Source organism: Pseudomonadota bacterium (assembly GCA_030775045.1).
Classification (GTDB): domain Bacteria; phylum Pseudomonadota; class Alphaproteobacteria; order JALYJY01; family JALYJY01; genus JALYJY01.
In genome coordinates this window covers 1-19783 of sequence record JALYJY010000022.1, presented here as the reverse complement: position 1 = coordinate 19783, position 19783 = coordinate 1, and the positions used below count along the sequence as shown (strand labels likewise).

Here is a 19783-nt window from a genome sequence, read left to right as displayed (position 1 = left end):
GGTCTGTAGACTTTCCCGTCCGGTCAACCCTGTTTTTTCAACCGCAGGCCCCCATATCAGTCATGTAACCCAACCTGAGGGAGGATATCATGATGGATGGAAACGTACGTCCCCTGGACCGGTTTTTCAGGGCTGTGGTGGGCCTTGGCCTTCTGTACATGCCCCTGGTAATCCATGAACCGTGGGCCTGGGTGGGCCTGATCGGCCTGCTGCCCCTGGCATCGGCTATGACCGGCTACTGTCCGGCCTACAGCATGATGTGCTGTAAAAAATGCTGTTGCGGGGAAAAAAGCTGCCCTGTCTGCGGCGACAAAACCTGTTCAGACAAGGACAAGACCTGTTCCATGGGCTCTGACAAGGGTCCGGACAGCAGGGTCATGTAACCAGGGGCCTTCAAGGCTCATGGCTGCGCCGCGAGAAGCACCTGCCTGACGACGGCTGAAACCCGGTCTTCCAGGGCAGGGCTCTCGCGGATGGCCTGCGTCAGTTCTATCTGGACGCCGCAGCCCATGCGCCCCCGGTTGCAGACATTCCGTGCAAGCCTTCCGGCATACATATGGCTGGCGGCTGTAACATGGACCCTGAATCCGGCCCCCGACAGGGCAGCTCCCAGCTGTTCCGCGACGGCTGTGTTTTTGCCCCCCAGAAAGATCTGCGTCTGGCGAGCGGCCGGGCATCCATGGATCGACAGGACATGGTCATACTGTCCTGCCATGGCCAGAAATGCAGGCTCGTCAAAGCAATGGCTTGTAATATGCAGCGCAAAAGGATCCCGATCCGGCCTGGACAATCCCTCGAACACATACAGGCCGAAATCCCCGCCGCTGATCCGGCGGGCAACCCGGGATGTTCCCGGCTCTATGCAGCCCCCGTGGATGGCCGCCACCAGCCACTGGCAGGATTGTCCCCGGTCGCTGAAGATCTCATAGTCCGTGCCGCGCTTTTCCTGTGCGGCCAGCTGGTGGAAATTTCTGTACAGGTCGGTGGAAAGTCTGTGCCCTGCGGGACAGTCGGGTATTTCTGTCGCTGTACCGGCCGTCCGGCCCTGAATATCTGTATGTGCGGGAAACCTCTTTGCAGACGGGGGTTCTTATGCGGCCGCAAGCGCGGGGTAATCTGTATACCCCTTCTCGCCCCCTGTGTAAAAGGTGGCCGTATCAGGAGTGTTGAGGGGGGCGCCCAGGCTGAACCGTTCCGGCAGGTCCGGATTGGCCAGGAAGGGGCGGCCAAAAGCGACAGCGTCCGCCACTTGCCCGGCGATGGCCTGCGCGCCCGTTTCCTGCGTATAACCACCATTCAGGATGAACCGGCCCCGGAACACGCTGTGCAGCATCGGGCCCAGACGGGCTTGCGCAGGGGTGTCCGCAGGTTCAATCAGGTGCACATAGACCAGACCAATTTGCTCCAGCCCGGCCAGCAGGGCTGTGTACGTCTCCGCCGGGTTCGTATCGCCCATGCCATAGCTGGTGAAATGGGGGGAGATGCGAAAGCCCACCCGGCCCCGGGACCATGCGGACTGCACCACTTCGGCCACCTCCAGCGCAAAGCGGATGCGATTGGTCACGCTGCCCCCGTACGCGTCCGTACGGTGGTTGCTGGCGGTGCGCAGGAACTGGTCGATGAGGTATCCGTTGGCGCCGTGGATCTCGACCCCGTCAAAGCCGGCCCTGTGCGCCATGGCCGCGGCGTGGCGGTACTGTTCCACCACCCCCGGGGTCTCCTCTGTCTCCAGCGCCCGGGGCGTCACCATGGGCTTTGTTCCCGAAGGAGTATGGGCCTTGCCCGGAAAAGGCAGGGCAGATGGTGCTACGGGAAGTTCTCCGTTGTGGAAATCCGGGTGGGATACACGCCCTACATGCCACAGCTGGGAGAAAATCAGACCCCCGGCGGCATGAACAGAGTCCGTCACCGTGCGCCAGGCCCGGACCTGGTCTTCCGTGTGGATGCCGGGCGTGTCCACGTACCCGATCCCCTGCGGGCTGACCTGGGTGGCTTCGGTGATAATCAGCCCTGCCGAGGCCCGCTGGGTATAGTAGGTGCGCACAATGTCGCCGGGAACATGGCCAGGAGAGCGGTTGCGCGTCAGGGGGGCCATGACCATCCGGTTCTTCAGGGTCAGATCGCCGAGCTGCAGGGGTGAAAAAAGATCCGGCCCTGCGGCCATATCAGACCAGCATGGCCAGCGGGTTTTCGATCAGGGCCCTGAACGCAGAAATGTATTCCGCGCCCACCGCGCCGTCCACCACCCGGTGGTCGCACGACAGGGTGCAGGTCATGACCGTGGCAATGGTCAGGGCGCCGTCGCGGATCACAGGCCGCTGCTCTCCCGCACCCACAGCCAGGATACAGGCCTGGGGCGGGTTGATGATGGCGTCGAACTGCCGGATGCCGTACATGCCCAGGTTCGAGATGGAAAAGCTTCCGCCCATGAATTCCTCGGGCTTCAGCTTGCCGTCACGGGCCCGGGACGCCAGATCCTTTGCCTCGGCAGAAATGACGCCCAGACTTTTGGTATCAGCGTTTTTGATGATGGGCGTAATCAGGCCGCCGTCGGTCGCCACGGCCATGGAAATATCCACATTCTGGTACATCAGGATGGCCTCGTCGGTCCACGAGGCATTGGCCGCCGGGACCCTGCGCAGGGCCAGCGCCGCAGCCTTGATGACGAAATCGTTGACGGACAGCTTCACCTTGCCCTGGTCGTTGAGCTTTTTCCGGCCTTCCAGCAGGTCATCGATGACGCAGTCCACAGTCAGGTAGAAATGGGGCACAGTCTGCTTGGATTCCAGCAGGCGGCGGGCGATGGTCTTGCGTACGCCCGAATTGGGCATGGCGGTGTAGGGCATGCCCAGCTTGTCCGCCAGCATCTTCGCGTCGACGCCGCCAGGCATGGGCTTGCCGCCACTGGCAGGGAAGGACATCACGGCCCCGCCGCCCTTTGCCCCCTCCACGTCGGCGCGGACAATGCGCCCGTTAGGGCCGGAACCCTTGATGCTGGCCAGGTCAACGCCCTTCTCAGCGGCCAGACGTTTGGCCAGAGGACTTGCGAAAACGCGGTTCGATGCGGTGGTCATTGTTTCAGCTCCAGAATTTTCTCCAGGACAGCATACAGGTTTTCCATGGCGGACAAATAGCCAGGAACACGGGTGGCAATTTCTGCGGCAATGGCTTCGTTATAGATGTGGGACGTCAGGTTGCGATCATCGAGGATACGGAGCCAGATCTGTTCGTCCCGGATCCATCCGGCCTGGAAGGCTTTTTTCAGACGAAGTTTGGGAAACGGGGCTTCTTCCTTCTGCTGTTCCAGGGCATATTTCAGAACTTTCCAGAACAGCTCGGCCGTAAATTCAAAACGCTGAACCACGACATCGGTTCTGCCCCAGGTGCTGGCGGGTTTTTCCACCGCTTCCTTCAGCCGCGCGAGGGCATCGCCCAGCTGTTTATACCGGAGACCGGCCGTGGCCTGAGTCATAGAGAATTTTTCCCTCTTTCAGGATATTGTCCCGGAACCCGCCCTGGACACTGTCCAGAAAAACACAGTCAATGTCCAGCAGGGTGCGGGCATTGTCAACCAGATCCCGGATGTAAAGACGATCCTGCGAAGATGCCCCGGGCCAGTCCACGGCCAGATCGATGTCTGACAGGACCTGATTGTCCCCCCGCGCCCGGGAGCCGTACAGCATGACCCGCCGCACGCCCGCCCGGGCCATGGCCCCGATCAGCGGGGACAGGGCCGGATGGACCGCAGCCGGGTTCAGAACAGGATCTGTCATCTATCGCTCTTCTGCCCACGATTTGGCAGGACGCAGGATCACCCCTTCGAATTTGGAATGTTTCCTGTATATCCGGTCAACAAACCCCTCATCCAGCATGTACTGCAGGGTAAAGTTCAGAACTGTTTTCAGGCGGCTCTCCCCCAGCGGCAGGGCAAGGCTGAAAGACATGGTTCTCAAAGGTCCACCCGGGACGATTTTCAGTTTGTCTGGATTGTTTTCCATGTAGGTCAAGGCCACAACGGCTTCCGTGGTCGTTACGTCCGCCTTGCCTGTAGCCACTGTCTCGACAAGTTGTCCGCCATCGCTCATCTGGGGCAGTGAAACAGCCGTCGCCAGCGGAAATTCATTTCCCAGAATTGTTGATCCCAGTTCCCCGTCAATTGACGCAAACCGGATCTCTTTTTTGTTGATGGCTGAAAAATTGTTATCGAAACGGGCATCATCGGCTCGGGAAAACAGATAAAATGGCATGTAGCCAACAGGAATTGTAAAATCGCTGAACAGAACTCTTTCCGGAGAAGGAGTTACAGGGCCACAGATCGCATCATAGCGGCCGGCTTTAAAACCTTCGAACATCGTGGCCAGAGAAATTTCTTCCGCCCATTCGATTTTCAGTTTCAGCTTCTGACCCAACTCCTCCATGATGTCATAAAAAATACCACTGAACTTTCCGGTATTTGGATCCTTTTCAAGGAAAGCAGGCCAGGTGAAGTATCCGCACCGGATGGTGCCGGATTTCATGATGCGATCATAAACCGGTTGTTCTGCTGCCAGGGCGGGGAAAGACAGGATCACCAGAACCAGGGACAGAAACAGGGATCTGAGGGTCATTCCGGTCTCCACAAGCTATTACCCCTCACCCGGCCATGCTGCGCAGGGCCGACCTCTCCCTCAGGGGGAGAGGTAAAGACTTACCCCGCCCCGTTCAGGAAGCCGGCGAAGAACCGGTCGTACAGGGACATGATGATCTCGAACAGGATCAGGATGACGATGTACCATTCCACGTGCAGGCTGCGCTTGTTCTGCAGCAGGCTGAGCAGGGTTTCGGCCGTCTGGTGGATCACGGCCAGTTTCTGGTTCAGAAGGGTGATGCGCTCGCGCAGGTCATATTCGTTGGCGAGCTGGATGTACAGCCGCTCCAGGTCCGGGCGGTCCCACAGCATGTCGGGCTTGTCTTCCACTTCCACGCGGCCGGCCATGCGCGACTGGATCAGCAGGCTCTGGCCGATATGGCTGAGAAGCTCCCGGGTCCGGCGGCCGCTTTGGCCCCGGCGCTGAAGCTCATCAGCCATGGGCTCGATACGCTCGAAGCTTTCGGCAATGTTGGCCTCGTACCAGGACATGGCCACGCTTTTGGCCAGGACGTCCGCCAGGATCTGGATATTCTCCACATTGCCGGCCCGCATGCGGATGTACTTGTCCACGATCTTTTCCGGCTGTTCCGGGTCGATCAGGATCTCGGCGGTGTCGGTCTCGCGGCTGTCCACGGGGTCGGCCACAATGGCCTGGAGGCCTTTCAGGAAGGCCACTTCCTCCATGGGATCCAGGTTGAACAGGACAACAGCGCCATAGCGGAACAGGGCCGCACAGCCCCGCTCTCCCGCATGGATCAGCAGGGGGGAGGATCCCAGCCGCGGCGCACCCTCAAAAATCTTCAGGTTCAGGCGCTGGCCGATATAAAGGCTCCGGACGCTGATCCGGGAGCCAGGTTCAAAAATCACGTCTGACATGATGTTATGCCCTGTCTGGTCGGGGCGGACCCTACCAGAAGGAGGGCAAATTGTCCAGGAACCCGCCCCAAACCCTGACTGCCACGGCGTCCTGCCTTGTTTTTCTGCGCTTCCGGTGCTCACGTACCGTAACGTACGCTGCGCTCCGGTTCCCGAAAAACATCGGCAATCCACTCATGGCAGGGGGTTCTGGACCAGGTTCCTACAGTCGCTCTCTGATGACTGTTATCAGGGGAATATCCGCGGGGGGCATGGACCAGTTTCCCAGATCCCGGGGCCAGACCCACGCCAGCTCCTGCCCCTCCCGCGGTACAGGGGTTCCTTCCCAGGTGCGGCAGACGTACAGGGGCATCAGCAGGTGAAAGCTGTCGTACCGGTGGCTGGCAAAGGTCAGGGGAAACAGGCAACCCGTGCGGGTGGTAATGTCCAGTTCCTCGGCCAGTTCACGCACCAGCGCCTGTTCCGGAGTTTCGCCTTCATGGACCTTGCCACCCGGAAATTCCCACAGACCAGCCATGCTTTTCCCCTCCGGCCGCCGGGCCAGCAGGATCCGCCCGTCCGCGTCCACCAGCACCACCGCGGCGACCAGCACCAGAGGCAGGGGCGACTGGTCTGCGTCCGCCCTCTGGCATGGGGAGTCCAGCCCCAGATCGGCGTCGGTCATGGTATGCATGTCTTCAGCCCCTCACCGGTACATGGGACATCAGGCGGGGGCCGATGCGCACAGGCTCGGCCCGCAGCGCCAGACCCGTTTTATCGTCGGTTTCCACCCATACGCCGCACACGGTGCCTTCCTGGTCGGCGGGGGCCATGCGCTCTACCGGCGTCTTGCGCAGAAAGCGCTCGATACAGTTGGCCTTTCCCATACCGATGACGCTGTCATAGTCGCCGCACATGCCGGCGTCGGTGTGATAGGCTGTGCCTTTGGGCAGGATCTGGGTATCCGCTGTGGGAATATGGGTATGGGTGCCCACTACCAGCGATACGCGCCCATCCAGCCAGTGGCCCATGGCCATTTTCTCGCTGGTGGCCTCAGCATGGATATCCACCACAATGGCCTGGACGGCGGATCCCAGCGGCCAGGGACGCAGGGCCTTGTCCAGTGTGGCAAAGGGATCGTCCACCGCGTCCATGAACACACGGCCCTGGGGACTGGCCACCACCACCTTGCGACCCTTTCTGTCTTCCAGCGCCACCAGGCCACGGCCAGGTGTTCCTTCCGGATAGTTCAGGGGGCGCAACAGGCGCGGGTCCTTGTCGATGGTTTTCACCAGATCCTTCTGGCCCCACACGTGGTTTCCGGTGGTGATGCAGTCCACGCCGGCGCTGTACAGCTCCCTGCAGATGTCAGGCGTGATGCCAAAACCGGCGGCGGCATTCTCGCCGTTCACGATGATGATGTCAGGATCCAGGGCGGATTTCAGGTGCGGCAGATGGCGCAGGACGGCTTCCCGCCCGCTGCGGCCCATGATATCGCCCAGAAACAGGATTCTCATGTTTCTCCCCTGAGGCACAGGGTATAGCGCTCGGTCACGATCCAGTCCATCTTCTGGTCATGCCCCTCATGGGGGATCCCGTCCGCCACCTCCTGGTCCGCCATGGCGATGCCCACCGCGCGGACAGGCCCCGCCTGCCGCAGGGCCGCCAGGGTGCGGTCATATTCTCCCGCCCCGTATCCCAGGCGCCAGCCCTGCCGGTCAAAGCCCACCATAGGGGCCAGCAGCACCGTTGGGACAGCCGGAGGCGACCCCTCAACAGGCATCGGAATGCCATATACGCCCGGCTCCATGGGCGCGGACGGGGACCACAGGCGGAACTGCAGGGCTGTACGCTTCTCCCGCACCGCCGGCAGGACGCAGCGGATACCGCGCTGATGCAAAGCCTCCAGCGCCGGGCGGATATCCACCTCTCCCCGCACCGGCATATAGCCTGCCACAATATCGCCAGTCCCGACGGGGATGTCTGCCAGGATCCGGGCCACAATCTGCCGGCCGGCATCGGGAAACTTCTGTGCAAGATGCGGACGCAGGGCCAGCAGATCTTTTCTCAGGGATTTTTTATCCGCGTCGGCCATCAGGGGGCAAACTGCTCTTTCAGGATGCGTTCGTCCAGGTTCATTTCCGGATCGAACAGCAGGACCAGATGGATCGCCGGGTCTTCCTGCACGTGGACGCGGACCACGTCGCGGATTTCGGTAAAATCGGCCACAGCGCTGACGGGGCGTTTGGCATTCTCCTGCACCTCGAAGGTAATGCGCGAAGTGTGGGGCAGCAGGGCTCCGCGCCAGCGCCGGGGCCGGAAGGCGCTGATGGGCGTCAGGGCCAGTACCTGCGCTCCCAGCGGAATGATGGGGCCGTGGGCGGACAGGTTATAGGCCGTGCTGCCGGCCGGCGTGGCTACAATGGCGCCGTCGCAGACCAGCTCGGACATGCGCTCGACCCCGTCCACCAGGATGCGCAGCCGGGCCGCCTGGCGGGTTTCGCGCAGCAGGGACACCTCGTTGATCGCCCAGGCTGTTGTGTCTGTGCCATCGGCCCTTTCCACGGTCATGCGCAGGGGGTGAAGCGGCACTTTCTGGGCCCGCGAAATCCGGTCGGGCAAGCTGTCTTCCCGGTATTCGTTCAGAAGAAACCCGACAGACCCCCGGTTCATGCCAAAAACCGGGACGTTTTTTTTCATGACCCTGTGCAGGGTTTCCAGCATGAAGCCGTCCCCACCCAGCGCCACAATGGCTTCGGCCTTCTCCGGTGGTGTATCGCCATAAAGACGGACCAGTTTCTCCCGCGCTTCGCGGGCTTCCGGAGTCTCTGCAGCAAAAAAGGCTATACGCTTCATGACCCTGTTTCCGGTCAACGAAAGGCAGAAACCGGAGAAATTTCCGCCTTCAGGTTTCCGGCCCCCTCATTGCGGATTGCCACCCCGGGCGAAAACCGGCCCGGAAGAACCGCCGCCGGGCAGGATGCCGGCCGCGACGCGGCGCAGGTCAGGGTTGCTGCGCATGCGCATCTCGTTGAACAGGTTCAGGATGGCCCCCTGGATCACGGCCAGCAGTTGCTGGTCCTGTCTGTTCTTTTCCTCGCGGCGCAGGTACAGGATGTTCAGGGTCAGCAACTCTTCCTCAAGCTGTTTCGGGCCCATCCCGGCCAGACGGGCCAGGAAATTATGGTTCCCCGAATAATAATTATACAGGGTTTTTTCCACACGGTAGGCGCTGACCGCATCGGGAACGGCATTGATGACAGAATCCGGCTCTCCCGCCAGACGCATCATATCCTTGACCCACCGGCTGGCCTGGACAGCAAGATTGCTGCGCTCCGGCACGAAACGCTCCGCCAGCATGCGATAACTATAGGCGAAAACTCCCAGAGACCGTGCCTGCTGGCTGCTGTCATAGGCTGTTTTCCAGGCCGGAGCCCGGCCGGGATCGTTTCTCCATTCGTCCCCCCCGGGTTCCCGGGGAATATCACCGGCCAGGGACACCAGGAACAGGGCCCCCGCCTTCTGTTTCAGGGGCGTGTCCAGCTCCATCTCGTTCCGCAGGGCGGGATAGGACTGGTTCATGAAAGCCACGTCTGTATTGGCCGTTCCTGTAAAGACCTGCTGGCCGCCCGCCATGACCTGGACAAATTCCCGGGGCATGAACTGGTTGATAGCCTCAATGGTCTTGACCCGCATGGGGCTTTCAGGATCCACCCGGCCGGCGGACAGGGTATACAGCTGGAACAGCTCCTCATGGATGGCGGCTGCAATTCCCCTGCTGATCTGTTCCATACCGTCCAGATAACGCAGACCTGTCATTTTCCGGCCCGTTTCCAGACTGGGCTGATGATTTTTCGCTGATCTGTACTGGGCCTTGATGGCCGAGACGTTCCGCTTGTTGCGGCCTTTGGAATCTGTATTCTGCTTTTCCAGCTCGGCCTTCTTGGATTCCAGGGCTGTCGACTGCTGGCCCGCTTTCGTCCTGTTTTCCTGAAGTTCGGCCGCGTATTTCAGGATCTGCTTTTCTATGACGGCAAACTGGTCCTGCGTCGGCAACACCAGCTGGCTGCTGATAGTATCGTCTATGATCTGCATCATCCCGTTGCAGCCTCCGGGCCCTACACAGGGCAGGGGAAGGCCCCCGACGGGGGTGGCAGGACATACTCCCGGCACAACAAAGGGCGGCGGCGGCGGCGGATAGACGGGGGGTCTGGGAATCTGCGCCACAGGATCTTTCGCACAGTCTCCGATAGCGCCCAGGCACTGACGGGCGCCCTTGACGAAATCACCCTGGCCCATGGTCGCGAAACACTGGAGCAGCCTCGGAACGCAGATCAGCCCCGCCTGGGCCGGGGCCGGGCGTCCGGCGACAACGGCGAAAGTCACCAGAAAGGGCAACAGCCAGTGTATCGCAGGCCGGAAGCGCATTACTTTTTCTCCCCTGCCAAGGCTATCCTTCCGCCCGGGGCGCGGCCCGGACTGCCCCCGGGCAGCAGGCCGGCCATGCGGTCACGCTCGGCGTTCATGGCCAGAAGCAGTGCCGCCGCGGCGTGCAGCTGGGACTGGAGATTCTCGCGGTTCATGTCCTGGATCTTCAGCAGCATGGTCATCACCTGGACGTTGCGGTGCATGACCTGGGTTGGCCCCAGACGGGCAAGTTCCGCCAGGGGAGTCGGACTGGCCGTGTCGCGGACATAGTTCATCCATTCTTCCTTCGCACTGATCCGGCCATCTGCCTCGTCTCCCGGTCCCCCGCTCCAGGCCACGAACTGTTTGATCGGGAACTGTCCCACGGATTTCATGGCGTTGAGGCTGGAGGCTCTCTGAAAGTCCGGCAGACCTGTCCTGGGGTTATTCAGGGCCTCGGCGCTGGGCGTGGCCACTATGTAGCCCAGATTGTCCGCAAAACTTTCAGCCGCCACAAGCTGTTTTCCGCGCAGTGTTTTTGCCGAGGCAATGGAGAACCAGTCCAGATTGGCATTGACCAGTTCCGGATCGCCGCCAGGATTGAGATCAGGAGTCCCGAACAGGGTGACTGCGGCGCCGGCCTGGGCCGTGGCCACGGCCGGGGCTCCAACCTTGATCACCAGGGTGTTCTTCTCGGTCTCATATTTGGTATTCATGGCAGTGCCATAGGCCCAAGTTATCTTTTCGGCGGCGTCCAGACGCCGCGTCGCGTTCATGGCCCGGCAGATGCCGATGTCGGGCTCGTGCTCCTCGGCGGATTCCGCCTGGGCCTCGATCGCAGCGACCTGCAGCATGGCCCGGTTTTCCGCGTCCGTATTCTGTTTGGCCTGAAGGGCAGAAACCATTCCGACGCCCTGCTGCTGACCGGCAGAAAGCTGGGCCCCGACAGTCGAGGAAGCCCGAAGCATCTCAAAGGCCTTTATGACAGCGGCAAAGCCGGTCACAAGATTGATCTTGGCCGCGGCTATTCTGCCCTGCTCCACCCCGACAGCTGCCTTGCATGAAGCAAAATCCTGGCACTGGGCCAGGGCCGGTAACGGTCCGGCAACGGAAACCCCGCAGGACAGCACCAGGGCCGCCACCAGGGACACGGTCTTTCCGGATGTTTTTTTCATGCTGCTCTCCCTGTCCCTCTCACGTCACCGGCCGCCCGGCGGGGGATTCCCCCCCGGCAGGGGGCTTCCGCCCCGCGAGGGGTTTTTCTGCGGCTTCGGATAGACCTGCTTCCCGTTGAAAGTAATCACAGGATTGAAAAACTTGCCCGTCTGCGGATTGGGCACGCTGGCAGCGCTGAAAGTATACATGGTCGGGTACGCGGCAAACAGGGGCTGCAGCTGCGGCGCGTTGGGCATGCCCGCGAAGAACACGTTGGCCGGGTTCCAGGACCAGCCGTTGGGATTCTTGGCGAATGCTTCGGCCATGCGCTGGTTCCACTGCTTGTTGATCAGGTTCTGCAGCTGGTCCTTGGTCATGCGGCACAGGCCGTTGATAATCTGGGATACATAGGCGCTGGGGTCGAAGAAAATATTGCCGATCCCCTCAAACGCCGCTGTGAAGTTGTTGCACTCATAGACCTGGCCCGTGACCTTGTCCTTGAAATCGGCAAAGGCGCTTTCCAGGGGATTGGCCGCGGCGATATTGAGGAATTTCAGCTGGGCGCTGAGGGTGGCCTGTTTTGCGTACGTCATCTGGGCGTCCAGATCTTCCTTGTTGCAGCCCGCCTCGGTGCTGGGCGTGCCGGCCACGGCGCCGTCGTCGATATCCATCTTCTGGCCCACGGACTCCCGCCAGCCGTACCTGACGATGTCACGCTCTATGTCAGCGGTATAGTCCTCGGCCTTGTTCTGCTGCGTCCTGTTCTGCTGGGCCAGGGCCGGCGATACCAGACCGGCGAGGAGAACGCCCCCTGACAGGGCTATGACAAGGGAAATGCGCGAAACACCCATGATCTGACCCCCATGACCCGGACTGCAGCGGATGCATACAGTTTTTTGGATATATTAACAGAAATTTCCCGAAAAGTTTAACAGTTTGTTCCGGACAGGACAATATGTGGATATTGGGCCAGTTACAGTGACCCCGCCCCTCCGGATTACCCGGATTGCCACTCCTGATTCTGCCGGAATGGCAGTTGCAAAAAACGTGCGGTTGTTTCTTGAAATGCAGTCGCACCGTAACAATGTTTATTTGTATAAGCATTGTATGTACTGGTCTTGTTTTTGCCGATATTCACAAAACAGTTTCTTTTCGATCTGAATTTTTTCGTCTATAGACACAGCGCCCGGGAGGGCAGAAGAGGAAAAAGCCATGAAACGCAAGAAGATCATCCTGGAGCACGGCCTGCCCATCACCCGGCGCGGAGAGGGCCCGAACCCGATCGACATCCATGTCGGTCACCGCCTGCGGCTGCGCCGGACACTCCTTGGCCTCAGCCAGGATAAACTGAGCGAAGCCCTGGGCATTACTTTCCAGCAGCTTCAGAAATATGAGCGGGGAGCCAACCGGATCAGCGCCAGCAGGCTTTTTAACCTGTCCCACATCCTGGACGTTCCGGTCACCTGGTTCTTTGATGGCTTTATTGTTCCTGAAATATCAAAGGGCGGATACAATACAGGCGGCATGTCCAATGATCCCCTGTCCGACCCGGATGTTCTGGAGCTGGTGCGCGCATGGCACCTGATCCCGGACAGGATGGTGCGCAGGAAAGCGCTGGCCCTGATCCGCGTTCTGGGCGGAACAGAGGATGGAGATCAGGATGACGGGGCATCATAACATTTCCTGAAATTTACTTCCCGGGTTGTCTGGCCTCTGCCTCTGAAGCCTGTTTCATCAGGAAATCCGGAAGATCGGAAATCACATGCCCTACGCCAGTCTCTTCCACGGAAAGAGGCTTGCGGGACACATAGACACTGTTCAATCCTGCAGTGTGCGCTGCGCGGGCGTTGACCAGGGAATCCTCATACATCCAGGCCATGGCCCTGTCGGAGACGCCGAACCTGTTGCACACATGGCGAAAGGTATCCGGATCCGTCTTGGGCCTGTACGCCACCGCCGGCGGATCGAGACAGTCCTCGAAAAATCCGCTGATGCCCAGCCGGTCCATGACGGTCTGCACAAAGACCGCGCTGCCGTTGGTGAAGACATAGTTCCGGCAGCCCGGAAAGGCCGCGCGCAGAACCGAAAAGGCGTCCACCAGTCTCTGGTCCCGTGACACATCCGAAAGATCCACGTCCCGGAATGTTTCCGCCAGATAAGCCACCGGATCCACCTCCCTGTGGGCCACCAGCCCGTGGATGGTCGAGCCATACTGGTGGTAATAGCCGTCCGATTTTTCCCGGGCCAGGGCCAGGGTGAGGCCCAGTTCGCGCGCGATAAAGCCATAGATCCTGGGAACGTGCTGGCCCATCAGGTACCGGTCCAGCGCCGGCGCCGTCAGAGTTCCGTCAAAATCGAACAACCGGATCTGCGCCTTCTCCCTCATGGTGTAACCACAGCATCAAAGACCTGCACACTGTCCTCCAGATTAATTATAGTACCATCGCCACATCTCAAGCGCATTGCAGCAGGCAGCAGGAACTCCTGCTGCCTTGCCGGGTGGTACAATCAGGCAGGCGTACCACAGAACGGCTGCCTCTCCCGGACTGTCCTGATGCGCTCTGTTGTTCATCATGGGACTTTCTTCAGAACCAGGGTCATCCACTCGCCCGAGGGGAACCGGTCCGTGACCTTCAGCCCCTGTTTTGCATGGGCATCCGCGACCATGCCTTCCTGGTCCGTCAGCAGGCCCGACAGGATGGTATGGCCGCCGGGGGAAAGGCAGACCGCCAGGTCCGGCGCCATGGCGCACAGGGGCCCTGCCAGGATGTTGGCCAGGACCAGATCGTATGGTCCATGGACGGAGGGTGCGGCATAGCCATCGCCGCATTCAGCCTGGACCAGATCCGCCACGCCGTTGTCTCTCGCATTCAGCGCGGACACCCGGACAGCCTCGGGGTCAATATCCACGGCCAGGACGGGACAGTTCCAGGTCTTCGCCGCCGCGATGGCCAGAATGGCGGATCCGCAGCCCATGTCCAGGATGCGGGGCTTTTGCGGAAGATCCTGTGCCAGCCGGTCCATGGCCATCAGGCAGCCCCAGGTGGTGCCGTGCTCGCCCGAGCCAAAGGCCGTGGCCGCATCAATCTGCAGGCACAGGGCGCCGGCAGGTTTTTCATCGGTGTAGTGGGATCCGTGGACGAAATACCGCCCCGCCCGGATGGGCCGGAAGCTGGCGAAATTCTCGGCCAGCCAGTCCCGCTGGGGCATTTCCTCACACAGGATCCGCGGACAGGAAATGCCCAGGGTTTCCGCCAGACGCGCCAGCCCGGCCTGGAGAACTTCCGTATCGGGCCGTCCCTGGCTGATGGCGTCGATGGTCCACTCCTGCCCTTCCGTTTTTTCAAAGACGGACAGGGTGTCCACGTGGCCTTCCAGCAGGTCAGACACGGGCTGGACGGCCACAGGCGGAACGGTCAGATGAAGGTGCCACAGGGAGATCGACATGAACGCGGCTTCCGGGAAAAGGGATCCGGCAGGCGTTGTAGAGGATTCGGACAGGAAGGGAAAGCGTCAGACCTGGAGGAACAGAACCTGCTCCCGGTCGCCCCGGAACAGGGCCTCCAGCATCAGGTCGTACAGTCCGTCAGAAGTTTTGTCCAGGGACGTGTCCGGCATTATGGTCAGGGACGGGCGTGCTTTTCAACAAGGGCAGGCCCTTCTGTTACAGGAATCTTCCATTTCAGGAACACTTCCCTGAATATCCCGAACTGGCCAAAAAGCCTTGCAGCGTTTCCGACCCACCTTTCCCGGTCTTCTTTTCCAGCCTTCAGACCGGGTATTGTTCCGCGCAAAAGACCCAGATGCCGGTTCATGGCCTCAACCAGCAGCGGTCCCCAGGTTGCTTGCCCGTTTCCCAGGGAAACCAGCTTCTCAGCTTTTGCCGTCGCTTTTTCCTCCTGTCCACCAGCAGCAAGACCGGCCAGATCAGAAAAATGGCATGAAAAAGCTTGCAGAACCTCTTCCCTGTGTCCGGGGCAACCGATCAGCGCGGCAGGCAAAAGAAGCAGGGTGTCCGGATACGGTCCGGCAGGCTCTTCTTCGGCAGACATATCCTCTTTCTCTTCGAGGCCTGCGGACAGGCACGCACCCACATACATGAAAATCTGCACAGGGTCTGTCTTGTGCATCCGGAAAGTTTTGTCTCTCAGTGCCTGGGTATATTCATCCATGATTGTCTGAACCTTGTCAGGATGAGGATTGCCAGTCAGTTCTGTGGCAGCCGCAGAAGTCATGGGGAGGGCTCCGTGTGTGGTTGAGAGTCATTCCTTCATAATCGAATTAAATGCTTTCGGAAAGAGGGGAAAGGAAGGAGATGCCTTTCCCTGTGGTATTATCCCGCACGGGGAGAGCCGCCGGCAACCGCCGGGAAACTGTCTGATTGCGGGGAGAATTTTGCTGTAATTTCATGAAATTCCCGGAACTGTCCCAGAAACACCACAGCATTTTTGAGGTTGGGACTGCGTAAGACTGAAAGACCCTGCAGATAATCCCGCAACAGATTCTTTCAGAAGCTGTGTCCAGACCGATCTGGTGGTGGTTTTCAGATCCAGAAGGTTTCTGACCTTTTCCGTGAGGGTCTTCCCTTCTTCAGTATTTTTCGCGATCCGGAATTCCCTTGCCCGGGATGCCAGCCAGTCCAGAACAGCCTCTTTCATGGCCCGGCGGTGCGTATTGAATCCGGCAACAGTGAAGGCCAGATCAGGAAGCCAGCCCCGGAATATGTCTGACTTCAGGGCCTTCTCTGCAAACCTTTTTACATGCTCCACATTTGAATCGACAGGAGAAAACCGGTTCTTCTGCAGCCTGTCTGCCATGTCCCGCATGAATCCGGTTTCAGCTTTATCCGCGGACCGGCCACCGGCTGGCGCGTGAAAAAAGGCAGGAAACCCATGACATTCCCCTGACAACAATACTGACCGGCTTGCTTCGTAGTCGAATTCAATCCTTGCGTGAAGAATTTTCTGTCCGGATACCGCTTTGTTGACAGGAGGCCTGTGAATGGAAAACACTGCGCCCTGTCGATCCGGCCTGGAACAGGGGTTATAAGAACAGTGGACAGCATGTTTCTGAACGCGTCAGGGGTTTTCCTGACGGAAAACGTCTTCCTGCGGGCCTTTGTCCTGGGAGTTCTCATCGCCGCACCCGTAGGGCCCGTGGGCGTCCTGTGCATCCGCCGCACCCTGCAGCGCGGCACAGCCGCCGGACTGGCAACGGGAATAGGCGCCGCCACGGCCGACATGCTGTTTGCCGGAGTCGCCGCTTTTGGCTTTTCTGTTGTCATGGCGTTTATCCGCCAGCAGCAGGCCAGCCTTGGCATTCTGGGCGGCCTCGTCCTGCTGGCCATGGCGTGGTTTACGTACAGATCTGCGCCCGCCGCGCCGCCCGATGAAACCAGAAAACCGAAAAGCCTCTTCCGGGCCTTCTCCAGCGGCCTGATGGTCACCCTCACCAACCCCGTGACCATGCTGGCCATCTTCGCCCTGACGACCGGCCTGGGGCAGGCCACCACGATGGCCGAGGCCGCAGTGCTGATGGGCGGGATCTTCCTGGGTTCGGCCGCCTGGTGGGTTTTCCTGTGCCTGGCCACGGGCGCGGGCCGGCACCGCATCCACCCCTCCTCAATTCCCCTGATCAACACCATTGCCGCCGTTGTCATTGCCCTGTCCGGAGTCTATACCCTGGTTTCGGCAGGCCTCTCCGTCGCCGCGCCCGTGCTGGCCGGCTGGCAAGGAATACCCTGACAGGAACGGGAACAGCAGCATGAACGCCTTTACGCCCCGGGAAATCGTCCAGGAGCTGGACCGTCACATCATCGGCCAGGCGGATGCCAAACGGGCCGTGGCCATTGCCCTGCGCAACCGCTGGCGGCGCATGCAGCTGCCGCCCGGACTGCGGGAAGAGGTCATACCCAAGAACATCCTGATGATCGGCCCCACCGGCGTGGGAAAAACCGAAATTGCCCGCCGCCTGGCCCGGCTGGCACAGGCCCCGTTCCTGAAGGTGGAGGCCACGCGCTTTACCGAGGTAGGCTTTGTGGGCCGCGACGTGGAGCAGATCGTCCGCGACCTGCTGGACATTGCCATCGCCATGACGAAAGAGCGCCATCGCCACGAGGTGAAAACCAAGGCAGAAGAGCGCACCGAGGAGCGGATCCTGGACGCGCTGGTGGGTGAGAGCGCCTCCCCCGAGACCCGCCAGAAATTCCGCACCATGCTGCGCGGCGGGGAGCTGGAGGACCGGGAGATCGACCTGGAGGTGCAGGACAAGGGCGGCTCCGGCCTCTCCACCTTCGACATTCCCGGCATGCCCGGCGCACAGATGGGCATGATGAACCTGGGCGAGATGCTGGGCAAGGCCATGGGCGGCCGCACCCGCAAACGTCACATGACGGTGAAGGACGCCCGCCGCAGCCTGATGGATGAGGAGTCGGACAACCTTCTGGACCAGGACCGCATGGTGGCCGAAGCCATCACCAGCGTCGAGCAGAACGGCATCGTGTTTCTGGACGAGATTGACAAGATTTCAGGCCGCAGCGAGATCCGCGGCGCGGACGTGAGCCGCGAGGGGGTCCAGCGCGACCTTCTGCCCCTGATCGAGGGTACCACCGTGGCCACAAAATACGGCACAGTGAAAACTGACCATGTGCTGTTCATTGCCTCGGGCGCATTCCACCTGTCCAGGCCGTCGGACCTGCTGCCCGAGCTTCAGGGCCGCCTGCCCATCCGGGTCGAGCTGAAACCCCTGTCACAGGACGACTTCCGCCGCATTCTGGTGGAGCCGGAGGCCAGCCTGATCCGCCAGTACAGGGCCCTGATGGGTACGGAAAACCTGACGCTGGAATTCACCGGTGACGGCATCGACGCACTGGCCCACCTGGCGGCGGAACTCAACACGACCGTAGAGAATATCGGCGCCCGCCGCCTGCACACGGTGATGGAGCGCCTGCTGGAAAACATCAGCTTTACCGCCTCTGAACAGGGGGGCCAGACCGTGACCATCGACGCCGCCTATGTCCAGCAGCAGGTCTACCCGCTGGCCCGCAACACGGATCTGTCGAAGTTTATTTTGTAGGGCAGAACACCCTGCGAAAACCACCCATGTCCTGAGCGGAGCATCCTTTCAGGATGCTCCGCTCAGGATGGCAATAACCGGCCAGACAGAAAAATTGACCTTGGCATGCCTGCTGTGCTCTTTTTGTTCCCGTTCGCACATTCGCAAAAAGTCCGCCCATGGCCCGCCCTGTTCCCCGTCTTTCTGTGCCCGTCCTGGTGGCGGGGCGTCAGCAGTGCGCCTGGCTGTCGGCGGATGGCGAGGTGGAGAGCCTGTCGCCTGCACAGACCCGGGCGCGGCTGGACACCGCCACACCGATCGTCTGCCACACGTACCTGACCGCCCGGCGGCTGGAAATCCAGTCCTCCGCGTCTTTTGACGCGCTGGACATCCTGGAGCTGTTTGCCTTTGTCCACCCCGCCCGGTTCTGCGTTCCCACGCCGGCCGGCTTGGCCCGTGCGCTGGACCTGCCCAAACCCATGACACCCGAGGACGAGGCCCTGGCCCTTCATCAGGCGCTGCAGTCCCTGTTGCAGACGCTGGCTGCGATCCCGGAGCCACAGGCGAAATCCCTGGCCGCGCTGGCCGCAGCCATGGATGCGCGCACGGAGAATATCAGCTACTGGGGCTGGACCAAAGCAGTGTGCGCCGCGCTGGGCCACGCGCCGGATAGCCTGTCGCGGGACGAGAAAAACGCCGCCCTGCACGCCTGGAAAAATCTCCCCGAATGGGAGGATGCAGGCCCCCGACCGCCCGGCACCCACTGGCCCGTGGACCCCATGGAGGCCCGCCAGCGCCTCGCGTTCCTGACCCGCTCGGGCAAGCACGGCGCCGAAGACCGGCCGCAGCAGTCCGACTATGCCAGCGCGGTCAGCGCCGCCTTTGCCCCCGTCCACCAGGAGAACCAGACCCACATCGTTCTGGCCGAGGCCGGCACGGGCGTAGGGAAGACACTGGGCTATCTGGCCCCCGCCACCGTGTGGGCCGAGCGCAACAGCGCGCCGGTATGGATCTCTACCTACACCCGCAACCTGCAGAACCAGATCGACGGAGAGCTGGAGCGCCTGTACCCGGACCCGGCAGAAAAGCGCCGGCGCGTGGTGGTGCGCAAGGGGCGCGAGAATTACCTGTGTCTCCTGAACCTGGAGGAGGCCCTGCGCTTTCTGCCCTCCCGCCCCACCATGGCGCCCGCACTGGGACTGATGGTGCGCTGGGCCATGCATACGCGCAGCGGCGACCTGGCGGGCGACGACCTGCCCGGCTGGCTCCCCGGCCTCGTGGGCCGCGGCCCCACGCTGGGCCTTTCCGACCGGCGGGGCGAGTGCGTCCATTCCGCCTGCCCCCACTACAGCCGCTGCTTTGTCGAGCACACGATACGTCAGGCACAGGAAGCGGACATTGTCATCGCCAACCACGCTCTGGTAATGGCCCAGGCGGCCGTGGGCGACATGTCCGACCTGTCGCAGCGTCTGGTTTTTGACGAGGGTCACCACGTGTTCGACGCCGCCGACAGCGCTTTTTCCTTTCACCTGTCGGGAGCCGAGGCCGCCGATCTGCGCCGCTGGATCCGGGGGCACGAGAACAGCGGCAGCAGCCGCGCCCGGGGCCTGCGCCGGCGCATTGAGGGTCTGGTGGCCGACGATGGGGCCGCCACCGACCTGCTGGACAGTATCACCCAGCACG

Annotated in this window: 23 protein-coding genes and 1 pseudogene; 5 read left to right on the top strand and 19 right to left on the bottom strand. The window is 61.2% G+C overall.

What is annotated here, in order from left to right; translation table 11 throughout:
* Positions 1-89: 89 nt before the first annotated feature.
* Positions 90-383 (top strand): DUF2892 domain-containing protein, encoded by a 294-nt coding sequence (locus M3O22_03265; protein ID MDP9195777.1) that lies wholly within the window; start codon positions 90-92, stop codon positions 381-383.
* A 17-nt stretch (positions 384-400) separates the two neighbouring features.
* Here the strand turns inward: M3O22_03265 and M3O22_03260 are convergent, their stop codons facing one another.
* The 14 genes and pseudogenes from M3O22_03260 to M3O22_03195 all read right to left on the bottom strand — a co-directional run bounded on the left by M3O22_03260 (position 401) and on the right by M3O22_03195 (position 11898).
* Positions 401-922 (bottom strand): poly-gamma-glutamate hydrolase family protein, encoded by a 522-nt coding sequence (locus M3O22_03260; GenBank protein ID MDP9195776.1) that lies wholly within the window; start codon positions 920-922, stop codon positions 401-403.
* Positions 923-1090: 168 nt separating this feature from the next.
* Positions 1091-2164, bottom strand: coding sequence for an alkene reductase (locus M3O22_03255; protein MDP9195775.1), 1074 nt, complete (start codon positions 2162-2164; stop codon positions 1091-1093).
* A 1-nt stretch (position 2165) separates the two neighbouring features.
* A pseudogene (locus M3O22_03250) lies at positions 2166-3056 on the bottom strand (2-oxo acid dehydrogenase subunit E2).
* A 14-nt stretch (positions 3057-3070) separates the two neighbouring features.
* Positions 3071-3472, bottom strand: a complete 402-nt coding sequence (locus M3O22_03245; GenBank protein MDP9195774.1) for a nucleotidyltransferase substrate binding protein — start codon at positions 3470-3472, stop codon at positions 3071-3073.
* Positions 3441-3773, bottom strand: a complete 333-nt coding sequence (locus M3O22_03240; protein MDP9195773.1) for a nucleotidyltransferase domain-containing protein — start codon at positions 3771-3773, stop codon at positions 3441-3443. The genes M3O22_03245 and M3O22_03240 overlap by 32 nt, the downstream gene beginning before the upstream one ends.
* Positions 3774-4607 (bottom strand): ABC transporter substrate-binding protein, encoded by an 834-nt coding sequence (locus M3O22_03235; protein ID MDP9195772.1) that lies wholly within the window; start codon positions 4605-4607, stop codon positions 3774-3776. It abuts the gene before it with no gap.
* An 80-nt stretch (positions 4608-4687) separates the two neighbouring features.
* On the bottom strand, positions 4688-5506 hold the full coding sequence (locus M3O22_03230) for an RMD1 family protein (protein ID MDP9195771.1): 819 nt from the start codon (positions 5504-5506) through the stop codon (positions 4688-4690).
* A 202-nt stretch (positions 5507-5708) separates the two neighbouring features.
* Positions 5709-6107, bottom strand: a complete 399-nt coding sequence (mutT, locus tag M3O22_03225) for an 8-oxo-dGTP diphosphatase MutT (protein MDP9195770.1) — start codon at positions 6105-6107, stop codon at positions 5709-5711.
* A 76-nt stretch (positions 6108-6183) separates the two neighbouring features.
* The gene (locus tag M3O22_03220; GenBank protein ID MDP9195769.1) at positions 6184-7002 is read right to left on the bottom strand and encodes a TIGR00282 family metallophosphoesterase; all 819 of its coding nucleotides are present in this window, start codon (positions 7000-7002) and stop codon (positions 6184-6186) included.
* Entirely contained in the window at positions 6999-7580 is a 582-nt protein-coding gene (locus tag M3O22_03215; protein MDP9195768.1) for a 5-formyltetrahydrofolate cyclo-ligase, read from the bottom strand. The genes M3O22_03220 and M3O22_03215 overlap by 4 nt, the downstream gene beginning before the upstream one ends.
* On the bottom strand, positions 7580-8341 hold the full coding sequence (locus M3O22_03210; GenBank protein MDP9195767.1) for an NAD kinase: 762 nt from the start codon (positions 8339-8341) through the stop codon (positions 7580-7582). The genes M3O22_03215 and M3O22_03210 overlap by 1 nt, the downstream gene beginning before the upstream one ends.
* Before the next feature lie 66 nt (positions 8342-8407).
* On the bottom strand, positions 8408-9913 hold the full coding sequence (locus M3O22_03205) for a hypothetical protein (GenBank protein ID MDP9195766.1): 1506 nt from the start codon (positions 9911-9913) through the stop codon (positions 8408-8410).
* Entirely contained in the window at positions 9913-11067 is a 1155-nt protein-coding gene (locus M3O22_03200) for a hypothetical protein (protein MDP9195765.1), read from the bottom strand. Before M3O22_03200 ends, M3O22_03205 begins: the two co-directional genes overlap by 1 nt.
* Positions 11068-11091: 24 nt before the next feature.
* The gene (locus M3O22_03195; GenBank protein MDP9195764.1) at positions 11092-11898 is read right to left on the bottom strand and encodes a hypothetical protein; all 807 of its coding nucleotides are present in this window, start codon (positions 11896-11898) and stop codon (positions 11092-11094) included.
* Positions 11899-12259: 361 nt separating this feature from the next.
* Here M3O22_03195 and M3O22_03190 point away from each other — a divergent pair, with 361 nt between their 5' ends.
* Positions 12260-12724 carry a helix-turn-helix domain-containing protein gene (locus M3O22_03190; protein ID MDP9195763.1) on the top strand — a complete coding sequence of 155 codons (465 nt, stop codon included), beginning with the start codon at positions 12260-12262 and terminating at the stop codon, positions 12722-12724.
* Between the two features lie 13 nt (positions 12725-12737).
* Here the strand turns inward: M3O22_03190 and M3O22_03185 are convergent, their stop codons facing one another.
* The 5 genes from M3O22_03185 to M3O22_03165 all read right to left on the bottom strand — a co-directional run bounded on the left by M3O22_03185 (position 12738) and on the right by M3O22_03165 (position 15864).
* A complete protein-coding gene (locus M3O22_03185) occupies positions 12738-13433 on the bottom strand; it encodes a haloacid dehalogenase-like hydrolase (protein MDP9195762.1) in 696 nt (231 codons plus the stop codon).
* A 42-nt stretch (positions 13434-13475) separates the two neighbouring features.
* On the bottom strand, positions 13476-13622 hold the full coding sequence (locus M3O22_03180; GenBank protein MDP9195761.1) for a hypothetical protein: 147 nt from the start codon (positions 13620-13622) through the stop codon (positions 13476-13478).
* The gene (locus M3O22_03175; GenBank protein MDP9195760.1) at positions 13619-14494 is read right to left on the bottom strand and encodes a 50S ribosomal protein L11 methyltransferase; all 876 of its coding nucleotides are present in this window, start codon (positions 14492-14494) and stop codon (positions 13619-13621) included. The genes M3O22_03180 and M3O22_03175 overlap by 4 nt, the downstream gene beginning before the upstream one ends.
* 176 nt (positions 14495-14670) lie before the next feature.
* Positions 14671-15282, bottom strand: a complete 612-nt coding sequence (locus M3O22_03170) for a hypothetical protein (protein MDP9195759.1) — start codon at positions 15280-15282, stop codon at positions 14671-14673.
* 171 nt (positions 15283-15453) lie between these two features.
* On the bottom strand, positions 15454-15864 hold the full coding sequence (locus tag M3O22_03165) for a hypothetical protein (protein MDP9195758.1): 411 nt from the start codon (positions 15862-15864) through the stop codon (positions 15454-15456).
* A 246-nt stretch (positions 15865-16110) separates the two neighbouring features.
* On the opposite strand from M3O22_03165, the gene M3O22_03160 reads away from it, so the two are divergent.
* The 3 genes from M3O22_03160 to M3O22_03150 all read left to right on the top strand — a co-directional run.
* Positions 16111-16791 carry a LysE family translocator gene (locus M3O22_03160; protein ID MDP9195757.1) on the top strand — a complete coding sequence of 227 codons (681 nt, stop codon included), beginning with the start codon at positions 16111-16113 and terminating at the stop codon, positions 16789-16791.
* A gap of 19 nt (positions 16792-16810) precedes the next feature.
* Positions 16811-18121, top strand: coding sequence for an ATP-dependent protease ATPase subunit HslU (hslU, locus tag M3O22_03155; GenBank protein MDP9195756.1), 1311 nt, complete (start codon positions 16811-16813; stop codon positions 18119-18121).
* A 158-nt stretch (positions 18122-18279) separates the two neighbouring features.
* On the top strand, positions 18280-19783 hold a 1504-nt coding region (locus M3O22_03150), incomplete at its 3' end, for an ATP-dependent DNA helicase (GenBank protein MDP9195755.1).